Annotated in this window: 9 protein-coding genes; 4 read left to right on the forward strand and 5 right to left on the reverse strand. The window is 66.7% G+C overall.

Annotated features, from left to right (window positions below; translation table 11 throughout):
* The first annotated feature begins 126 nt into the window (after positions 1–126).
* A complete protein-coding gene (locus tag NS2_RS33900) occupies positions 127–1,713 on the forward strand; it encodes a PKD domain-containing protein (protein WP_052486816.1) in 1,587 nt (528 codons plus the stop codon).
* A 1-nt stretch (position 1,714) separates the two neighbouring features.
* On the opposite strand, the gene NS2_RS33905 is transcribed toward NS2_RS33900, so the two are convergent.
* Positions 1,715–2,710: a TIGR03617 family F420-dependent LLM class oxidoreductase gene (locus NS2_RS33905; protein WP_033091390.1), complete on the reverse strand. Its 996-nt coding sequence runs from the start codon at positions 2,708–2,710 to the stop codon at positions 1,715–1,717.
* Between the two features lie 156 nt (positions 2,711–2,866).
* Complete coding sequence (locus NS2_RS33910; RefSeq protein ID WP_033091389.1) at positions 2,867–4,492, reverse strand: GMC family oxidoreductase; 1,626 nt, start codon at positions 4,490–4,492, stop codon at positions 2,867–2,869.
* A gap of 193 nt (positions 4,493–4,685) precedes the next feature.
* Here NS2_RS33910 and NS2_RS33915 point away from each other — a divergent pair, with 193 nt between their 5' ends.
* Together NS2_RS33915 and NS2_RS33920 are read left to right on the forward strand one after the other, a co-directional pair.
* A complete protein-coding gene (locus tag NS2_RS33915) occupies positions 4,686–5,915 on the forward strand; it encodes a cytochrome P450 (protein WP_033091388.1) in 1,230 nt (409 codons plus the stop codon).
* A 57-nt stretch (positions 5,916–5,972) separates the two neighbouring features.
* A complete protein-coding gene (locus NS2_RS33920) occupies positions 5,973–6,443 on the forward strand; it encodes a glutathione peroxidase (protein ID WP_033091387.1) in 471 nt (156 codons plus the stop codon).
* Here the strand turns inward: NS2_RS33920 and cyp51 are convergent, their stop codons facing one another.
* On the reverse strand, positions 6,444–7,805 hold the full coding sequence (gene cyp51 / locus NS2_RS33925) for a lanosterol 14-alpha demethylase (protein WP_033091386.1): 1,362 nt from the start codon (positions 7,803–7,805) through the stop codon (positions 6,444–6,446).
* An 86-nt stretch (positions 7,806–7,891) separates the two neighbouring features.
* Positions 7,892–8,455, reverse strand: a complete 564-nt coding sequence (locus NS2_RS33930) for a TetR/AcrR family transcriptional regulator (RefSeq protein ID WP_033091385.1) — start codon at positions 8,453–8,455, stop codon at positions 7,892–7,894.
* A gap of 92 nt (positions 8,456–8,547) precedes the next feature.
* Here NS2_RS33930 and NS2_RS33935 point away from each other — a divergent pair, with 92 nt between their 5' ends.
* On the forward strand, positions 8,548–8,955 hold the full coding sequence (locus NS2_RS33935; protein ID WP_143161509.1) for a hypothetical protein: 408 nt from the start codon (positions 8,548–8,550) through the stop codon (positions 8,953–8,955).
* Between the two features lie 18 nt (positions 8,956–8,973).
* Here the strand turns inward: NS2_RS33935 and NS2_RS33940 are convergent.
* A partial coding sequence (locus tag NS2_RS33940; protein ID WP_222594903.1) for a hypothetical protein occupies positions 8,974–9,813 on the reverse strand: 840 nt, incomplete at its 5' end.

Here is a 9,813-nt window from a genome sequence, read left to right on the forward strand (position 1 = left end):
GTGCAGGTAGAACGGACTAAATTCGGCCATTTCGGCGCGCCTCGCGGCCCGCGCGCGGACCGCTTCCGGAGCATGTCTGCTGTCAGATTGCGGAACTCTCAGATCGTGGACTCCCAGGAGGAGCATGTGAAGTTGTGGCGATCCCGGCAATGTCGTGCGGCCCTGCTGCCGACCTTGGCGGGTGCGCTCGCGGTGGCCGGTGCCGTGGCCGAGGCCCAGGCAGATACCGCGAACGACCTACTACCGCTCATTATCGATGTCAGCACCCCGCACGACGGCCCCTGCAACGGACCGCTGCACGGCACCACCGCCGTCTACTTCCCGCCGGGCGTTCCTGGCCACGCCGAGGTGGAATGGCGAATCCTGGGCGGCGGCCAGCCGATTCGCAGCGGCATCACGGTGGTGCAGAACGACGTGATGACCGTCGGCTTCGACATCCGCCGCGACGAGCTACCCTCCGACGGTCTGCTACGCGTCGACGCCCGCGCCCGCGTCCCCGGCGGTGACGTGAGCGGCTACGGCAAGCCGTGGAACTTCCGGGTGAACCGGGAATGCCGTCCGCTGCACGTGGTTTCGGTCGGCGACTCGGTGCTGTGGGGGCAGAACCTGGACCGCGACCGCACCTTCGCCGACCTGTTCGCCGAGACCCTCGGCACCCGCACCGGCCGCACCGCGCAACTGCACGACTACACCGTCTCCGGCGCCGCCCTCGACGCCCCGGCACTGCACCCGAGCTGCCCCACCGGCGACGACGCCACCCCGGACGTCTTCTGCCAGCTCGAACAGGCCGCCGCCGACGCCACCGCCAACGGCTACCGCATCGACCTGGTCCTCATCGACGGCTGCCTCAACGACCTGGACCCCTTCTTCGGCATCCCCGTCGGCGTCACCCCCGGCACCCAGGACCTGACGGCCGCGGTGCGCCGCGAATGTGGCGGCGTGGGGGCGGAATCGGTGAATCCGGCCGCCACCGTTCCCTATTTCAGCGGCGCCAAGCTCGGTTACGGCGGGCGCGGCATGAGCGATGCCGTGCGGGCCGCGCACGCCCTGCCCGGAGCGCCGAAGGTGTTGATGGGCGACTACTTTCACGGCTATGACGCGGGCCGGGTGCCGCAGGGCCTGACCCAGCGCTGGTCGGAATTCGTCCGGCTGTCCGCGGAGTCCGTCCGGCAGGCCGCCGATGAGGCCAATACCGCCGCGGGCGAGGTCTTCGCGACCGCGGCCGACGGCCTGTTCACCCAGGACGCCGTGCCGACCGGGGATCGCCGCCCGGCCATGAGCCCGCTCGGCGACGAGGCCACCGCGCTGCGCCAGCTGGCCTGCTCACAACCCGGCGAGCTGCCGCAGTGCCTCACCGTCCCGGCCGCCGCCCGACCCGATCTCGACGGCGCGCGCAAGTACGCCGAGGCCTTCCTGCTGAATCCGCACATCGGCGAATGGTTCGGCGGCGGTGGACCGTTCGGCGACGGATTCACCGCCTCCCGGACGACGACGCACGCGGGCACCCCGGTCGCCTTCGACGCCGCAGCGGCGGGCGGCGCCATCCGCCAGTACGACTGGTACTTCGGTGACGGCTCGCACGAGACCACCACCGGCGGCGCCACCTCCCACGCCTACAACGACCGCGGCCCGAATCTGCCGCGCCTGGTGGTCACGGACATGACCGGCCATCGCAGCCTGTTCGAACTCGGCCATCCGATCACGGTGGGCTAGTTCAGGAATGCAGTGCGGCTACCAGGTCGGCGATGGCGGCATCGGTGACCTGGTAGCCCGGGAAGTAGCAGCAGACGCGAGAAGCGTTGTCGCCGAACCTGGTTCGGATCAGCTCCGCGCACTCGGCCGGAGTGCCGCTGACGGTCAGCGCATCGACCATCGGATCGTCGATCAGCCCGGCCATCTCCTGCCAGCGTCCCTGCTTGGACAGCACATTGAGCTCGGGTTGCAGATCTTCCCAGCCCTCGACCTCCAGCACCGGTCGATAGGACGGCGTGGATCCGTAGAACGCCAGCAGGTTTCGCACCGCCCGCCGCGCGCTACGCCATTCCTCCTCCGAATCACCCATGGCCACAATGGCTTCGACCACGATCTGGAACGGCCGATCCGATCCCGCCAGCCCCTTGTCCACCGCCGCCAGCGTCCGCTCCCGGAAGTTCCGCTCGGTATTGAACGGCATGACCAGCAGCCCGTCGGCCACCTGCGCCGCCATCTCGGTCATGCGCGGTCCCAGCGCCCCGACCAGAACCGGCGGCACGCCGAAGGGATTCGGCCCCGGATCGAACTGCGGCGTCATCAGCGTGTGCTGCCGGAATCGACCCCGATAGTCGAGCCGCTCCCCGGTCTGCCACGCCCGCAGGATCGCCTGCGTCGCCAGCACCGTGTCCCGCATCCGCTCGACCGGCTCCGACCAGACACTGCCGTACCGCTTCTCGATGTGCGCCCGGATCTGGCTCCCGAGCCCGAGCCGGAAGCGCCCGCCCGACAGCGCCTGCAGATCCCACGCCGTGTGCGCGAGGTGCATCGGGCTGCGCGGGAACGCCATCGCCACATTGGTCATGATGTCGACCCCGGCCGTGGCGGCCAGCGTGAGCGGCATGAACACATCGTGCGCGCCCTCGAAGGTGAACACCCCGTCCACTCCGAGCGCACGCAATTCCCGTGCGCGCGAGGCCGATTCGGCCACCGGCGCGTCCAGCCAGATATCGACGGGCAGCGACACTGCGTCTCCTTCGAAAGAAACGGAACAGCCCCGGGCCGAGAGGTAGAAGGCCCGGGGCTGTCGCGGGCCGCCGGTGGTCGTGGCCGGCGGCCGTGCGGCGGAGCCACCAGGGAAGTGGCAGCATCCCGCCGCAAATCGGAGTTTCGGGATTTACCCGATGAATTCGGCGGCCTTCTCGCCGATCATGTAGCTCGGCGCGTTGGTGTTGCCGCCGGTGATGCTCGGCATGATGGACGCGTCGGCCACCCGCAGCCCCTCGACGCCGCGCACCTTCAGCGTCGGGTCCACGACCGCCCGCTCGTCCACACCCATGCGGCAGGTGCCGACCGGGTGGTAGATCGAGTGCACCCGGTTGGGCAGCTCGCGCCGCAGCGCGGTCTCGTCGGCCCACTCGTTGCCCGGGAAGAAGTTCTCGGTGATGTCGCCCGCGATGCTCTTGTGCGACATGACTTCCCGGATCATCTTGATGCCCTCGACCAGGAATTCGGTGTCCCACGGATCGGTCAGGTAGCCCGGGTCGATGAGCGGCGAGGCGAACGGGTCCGCCGAGGCCAGCTTGAGTTCGCCGCGGCTCTTCGGGTAGATGAGCGAGGGCATGACGGTGAGCGCCGGGCGGCGGTCCACCATGTGCATCTTGTCGGCGTCCTGGTTGGGCGTCGGGTAGCTCCACGGCAGGGTGTGGATCTGCATGTCCGGGTGGTCGCCCTCGGCGAACTTGGTCTTGACGAAGCCCGCGGCCTCGAAGACGGTCCGGCCCATGAAGGAGCTGCCCGGGTTGCGCATCTCCTTGAGGATGCCGCGCGCGAAGTAGGTGGGGATGCCGCGGTTGATGGCCTTCTTGGACACGAAGGTCATGGGCACGAACAGGTGGTCGTGCAGGTTCTGGCCGACCGGCAGGTCCGCGACCACGTCGATGCCGAGTTCGCGCAGGTGGCCGGCCGGGCCGATGCCCGAGAGCATGAGCAGCTGCGGCGAGCCGACCACACCACCGGAGACGATGACCTCCTTGGCGGCCTTCACGATCCGGCGGGCGCCGTTCTTCTCGGCGATCTCGACGCCGGTGGCGCGGCCGTTCTCGATCACCACGCGGGTGGCGTGCACGTGGGTCAGCACGGTCAGGTTCGAGTTCGGCATATTCGTGATGAAGCCGCGCGAAGAGCTGTAGCGCAGACCGTCTTTCACGCTCTGCTGGAAGATCGAGATGCCTTCCTGCGACGCGCCGTTGTAGTCCTTGATGATCGGCGCGCCGAGCGTCTCGGAGGCGGCGGTCATGAATTCCTCGGAGATCGGGGTGATCTCGCGCGGGCGGGTGACCTCGATGGGCCCGCCGGTGGCGCGGTAGTCGTCCGCGCCGTCCACCCAGTTCTCCAGGCGCTTGTAGGCGGGGAGCACGTCCTCGTAGCTCCAGCCCTTGTTGCCCTCGGCCGCCCAGGAATCGAAGTTGGCGCGGTTGCCGCGCACGTAGAGCATGCCGTTGATGGAGCTGGAGCCGCCGAGGATCTTGCCCCGGGTCATCGGGATGAGGCGGTCGTTGGCGTGCTTCTGCGGGGTCGAGTACTGCTTCCAGGCCACCCGCGCCTTGAGCTGCGGGACGGTGTGGACCACCGAGATCATGCCGGGGCTGGTGACCAGCCGGGTGTTGTCCTTGCGCCCGGCCTCCAACAGGATCACGCTCGCGCCGCGCTGGGCCAGGCGACCAGCCAGCACCGCACCGGCGCTGCCCGCGCCAACGACCACGTAATCGGCTTCGGACGTGGAGCCCGGGGAAGGGGTCATATCAGTTACCTCATCTTCGAGTGTGCCTGGCATCACTGTAGAACAAGTTCTAGTCTGTCGATCCGGTGGACGCAATGTCCAGTCACAAGATCGAAGTCTGAAACGCACTCCGGTCGCAGGTCTGCATGGTTCAATCGTTGTGAAACACGTTTCAAAATGCGTGCTCGACCGGCACTTTGCCCGAGGAGGAACAGTGTCTGTTCCGTCACTACCCGCCGGGTTCGATTTCACCGATCCCGCGCTCTGGGCCGACCATAGTCCCGCCGAGGAGTTCGCCCTGCTGCGCCGCACCGCGCCGGTCTGGTGGATCGCGCAGACTCCCGAACAGGCGGCGCCCTTCACCGACGGGGGTTACTGGGCGATTACCCGGCACGAGGACGTGAAGGAGATATCCCGCAAGGCCGAACTCTGGTCCTCGCACGCCAAGGGCTCCATCATTCGCACCAAGAGCGACTCCACGCCCGAGCAGATGGAGCTGAGTCGCAATGCGCTGCTGGTGAATCTGGATCCGCCCAAGCACACCAAGCTCAGAAGGATCGTCAGCAAGGGCTTCACGCCGCGCCCCGTGGAGGGCCTGCGCAAGGCGCTGACGGAACGCGCGACCGCCATCGTCGCGGAGGCGAAGGCCCTCGGCGGCGGCGATTTCGTCGAACAGGTCGCCTGCGAACTGCCCCTGCAAGCCATCGCCGAACTCCTCGGCGTACCCCAGCAGGACCGCCACAAGCTCTTCACCTGGTCGAACAACCTCATGAACTTCGACGACCCGGAATTCGGCGACCCCATGGTGGCCAATGCCGAACTGCTCGGCTACGCCTACAACATGGCCGAGGAACGCCGCGCCTGCCCGGCCGGCGATATCGTCAGCCAGCTGGTGAACGCCGATATCGACGGTGAGGCACTGGCTTCCGACGAATTCGGGTTCTTCGTCATCCTGCTGACGGTCGCGGGCAATGAGACCACTCGCAATGCCATCAGCCACGGCATGAAGGCGTTCGTCGACAATCCGGACCAGTGGAAGCTGTACCGGGAACGGCGTCCGCGCACCGCGCCCGACGAGATCGTGCGGTGGGCGACGCCGGTGGTGGCGTTCCAGCGCACCGCCATGCAGGACACCGAGATCGGTGGCCAGGCCATTCGCGAGGGCGATCGCGTGGGATTGTTCTACAGCTCCGCCAATTTCGACGACGAGGTGTTCGAGGATCCCTTCTCCTTCGATGTGTTCCGCGACCCCAATCCGCATGTCGGATTCGGCGGGACCGGGAACCACTTCTGCGTCGGGGCGAATCTGGCGCGGCTGGAGATCGACCTCATATTCAATGCCATTGCCGACGCCATGCCGGAAATCTCCGAGGTCGCGCCGCCGCAGCGGCTGCGTTCGGGGTGGATCAACGGGATCAAACACTGGCAGGTGCGCTACTCCTGAACCGGTGACCCCGTCGAACCCGTTCTAGAATTCGTGACCGTGACGAACCTTCGCGAGATGCCGCTGCGCACCCTGACCGACAAGCCGACCACGCTGGCCGATCTGGCCGACGACAAGGTCGTGCTGCTGGTCAATGTCGCCTCCGAGTGCGGGCTGACCCCGCAGTACTCGGGCCTGGTCGGACTGCAGCAGACCTACGGGCCGCAGGGGTTCACGGTGGTCGGCGTGCCGTGCAACCAGTTCATGGGGCAGGAGCCGGGGACGGCCGAGGAGATCGCCGAATTCTGTTCCGCCACTTACGGAGTGGACTTCCCGCTGCTGGAGAAGAGCGAGGTGAACGGCGAGGGACGGATCCCGCTGTACACCGAGCTGACCCAGGTTGCCGACGCCGACGGCGCGGCCGGGGACATCCAGTGGAACTTCGAGAAGTTCCTGATCGGGCGGGACGGCAGCGTCCTGGGCCGCTTCCGTCCGCGCACCGAGCCCAAGGATCCGGCCATCACCGGAGCCATCGAGGCCGCGCTGTAATCAGCTTTCCGGCCGTGCGCGTCGCCGATATCGGACCGCGCACGGCTGTTGCAGCTGCACCACCATCTTGGAATGGTCGTTGCGGTAGCTGTCCGACGGCTGCGCCAGCTCGAATTCCCAGTCCCGCAACAGGATCGAGAAGATCGCTTTGAGCTGCATCAGCGCGAAGGCCGCGCCCACGCAGCGGTGTCTGCCCGCGCCGAAGGGGATCCAGGTCCAGCGGTTGGCCAGATCCTCCTGGTTCGGATCGATATAGCGGCTCGGGTCGAAGCGCTCCGGATTCGGGAACGCCTCCGGAATCCGGTTGGAGACAGCGGGACTCGCGGCCACCAGGTCGCCCCGGTCGATGCGATGGCCGCAGACCTCGAACTCCTCGCGGGCCACGCGCATCAGGATGATCAGGGGCGGGTGCAGGCGCAGGGCTTCCTTGAGTACCGCCTCCAGGATCGGAATCTGGCGCAGGGCATGGAAACTCACGTCGGAGCCGTCGGCGTAGAGCGTGTCCAGCTCGGCGACCACCTGCTCCAGAACGTCTGGGTGCCTGAGCAATTCGATGATCGTCCACGCCGCCGTCCCCGACGTCGTGTGGTGCCCCGCGAACATCATCGAGATGAAGATCCCCGTGATCTCGCTGGCCGAGAACCGCGGCCGCCCTTGCTCGTCCTGGATCGACACCAGCACGTCGAGCATGTCCCGATCGTCCTTGCCCGTCGGCGGATTCGCGAGCCGCCCGGCCATGATGTGGCGCACCAGTTTCACCAGCTCCCAGCGGGCCTCGTCGCGGCGGCGGAAGCTCTCGATGGGCGCGTAGGGGTCCACGTAGCAGTAGGCGTCGGTGCCGCGCTCCAGCTCGTGGTACAGGTGCGCGAAACGATCGTCGAGTTCCTCGCGGAACTTGGTGCCGATCAGGCAGGCCGAGGACGTGTAAATGGTGAGTTCGGCGAAGAATTCGAGCAGATCGATCTCGCCCTCGTCGCCCCAGCGCGACAGCATTCGGTCCACCTCGCGGGCGATGGTGGTGGCGTGGCCGCGCATCTGCTCGGCGCGCAGCGCGGTGTTGTGCAGCATCTCCTTGCGGCGCTCGGGCGGCGCGTCGAAGACCACGCCCTCGCCGAAGATCGGCTTCATGAACGGGTACGCGGCGGCCTGATCCAGCTCGTCGTCGCTCGCTCGGAAGAAGAACTCGTTGGCCTGTGCGCCGGTCAGCAGGATGACATCTTTGTCCGCCAGCCGGAACGAGCCGATATCGCCGCATTCCGCGCGGACTCTCGTCATCAGGGCGATGGGGTCGGTGCGGAACTCCTCGAGGTGGCCGTGCTCATGCTCGCCACCGGATACCGCGCGCGGTTTGACCAGGGTCATCTGTGACCTCCCGGGTAGACACCTGTCCAGACGGTACTACGGGAGGCGTGGCACGGCAAGGAAAAGATATTGCACGGCAAGGAATTTCAGGGCTTCAATACGCGCAGCGTGGATTTCTCCATGCGCTCGGCAATTTCGGCATAGGATGCGTAACCCATGCCCGCGCGCACCAGTGCGCCCGCGTAGATCATTTCGAGGGTTTCCACCAGTTCGAGATCCGCGTCCATGCCGAGCGCGTCGATCAATCGCCGCCGAATCTCGCTGCCGATTCGCAATCGCAGATGTGCCACATCGGGATCGGTGCCCAGCAGTGCGGCGGTCACCGCGCCCGCCAGCGTCGGCTCGTCGGCCAGTAGCAGCGCGATCTGCCGGAGCACCGCCAGCACCCGCTTCGTGGAGTCGGTCTCGTCCTCGGCGGGGGCTTCCGTTGCAGCCAGCCGCCGCCAGAACATCTCCGCGACCAGGTGTTCCTTCGAACTGAAATAGGTGTACGCGGTAGCCGTACCGACCCCGGCCTGCGCGGCCACCATGCGCACGGTGAGCCCGGCGAAACCCTCGCGCGAGAGCACGTCCATGGCCGCCCGGGTGAGCCTGTCGACCGTTTCGGCCTGCTTCTCGGTGAGCCTCCGGCGAGTGGCCTCCATGCTCACCGCTGAGCGGGCGGAATTGGGATCAGACACGTGTCCGGATGCTACTATGGCGAGGGCCGCCGGGCAACTCGCGGTATGTACGATCGGTATGAATGAGCGCACCGGAGAAAGGCTTTCGAATGTCCGTCGCCGCGCTCACCGCCGAGGTTCGCGAATTGTCAGCACTCGCGGAGCAAATGGTGGAAATCGTGCGGCCGTACGTGGGGGCGGGGCTTGTTCTGGAAGTCGCCACGCGGGCGGAATCGGCCGACTCGATCGCCTACCGCGACACGGTCCGAAGCTGGCGAAGCCCGGTCCGCCTGCTGCTGATCAGCATCCCGGACGGCGATGCGGGGGCGGACAACGCCTATGACGACTGGGTCCATTGGATCGCGGGCGGCGGACTGCTGGCGGTCGGTAATCAGCGGCTCTACGCGCGCGCCATGGCCAGTGGAAAGTTCCGGGAACTCCCGACCACCGGCGCTATCCGCATCCTCCAACGCATCGCCGCCTGCAACTGACCCGGGCCTGGATCCGGGTCAGCGTTTGACCTTGATGCGCGGGTTCACCGCACACATGTGAGCAATGGCGTTATCCGGCAGGAGTTCTCGTGGGCAGACGGACGTGCGGGCTGTCGTCAGCGCGGCGATCGGTCCGCGGATATCGATCGAGCGGATGGCTGAGTATGGGGTTCTGCTTCGGGCAGTGGCTTGTTGGAAGTCGACTGCGTCCGTGCCGTAGTGGACGGTGAGGGGACGGCCGACGGGAACGGCGCGAGCGTAAGACCGCGCCGACTGGCGCAGGGTGAGAATCGATGCGAGGGCCAGGAATCCGAGGCACACGGCCGAAAGAGCCAGGGCCATGGCGTTTCCCGTCCGGCTGTGCATCAGTAGCGCGGCCTCGAGCGGCAGAATCGGGAGGATCGGGGTGCAGGTCAGCAGCGGTCGCAAGGCGTGTGGAGCGTAGGTGCGAGCCATAGCGCGAGCGGTATCCGGGCCGGAGATGAACGATGCGGTCGGTGCGTCGATGACCGGAATCGGCGGTAATTCGGCGACCGTCGGTCGGTCCGGCGGCTGACTACCGTTCCGGGCCGGGGTGATCAGTTCGATACTCCAGTCGGGCAACAATTCCCGGGGAAATGCGCATAGGCTCCCCCGGTGGCGGAGTACCACCGCGTGCAGGTTTTCGGTGTAGACGGCCCGAATGTCGTTGTAATACATCCTCGTCTGCCCGCGAGGGCTGGTGAAATCCATGGCATCGGGTCCGAATCGGATGGCCAGCACCGTTGCCTGAGCATAGTTCGCGATTGCTCCAATTGGATTGTTAGCCAATAAGTTTTTAGGTGTGTTGCGTGAATTGAGCTGTCGTGTCGAATGTTT

The organism is Nocardia seriolae NBRC 15557, from assembly GCF_007990715.1.
GTDB lineage: Bacteria > Actinomycetota > Actinomycetes > Mycobacteriales > Mycobacteriaceae > Nocardia > Nocardia seriolae.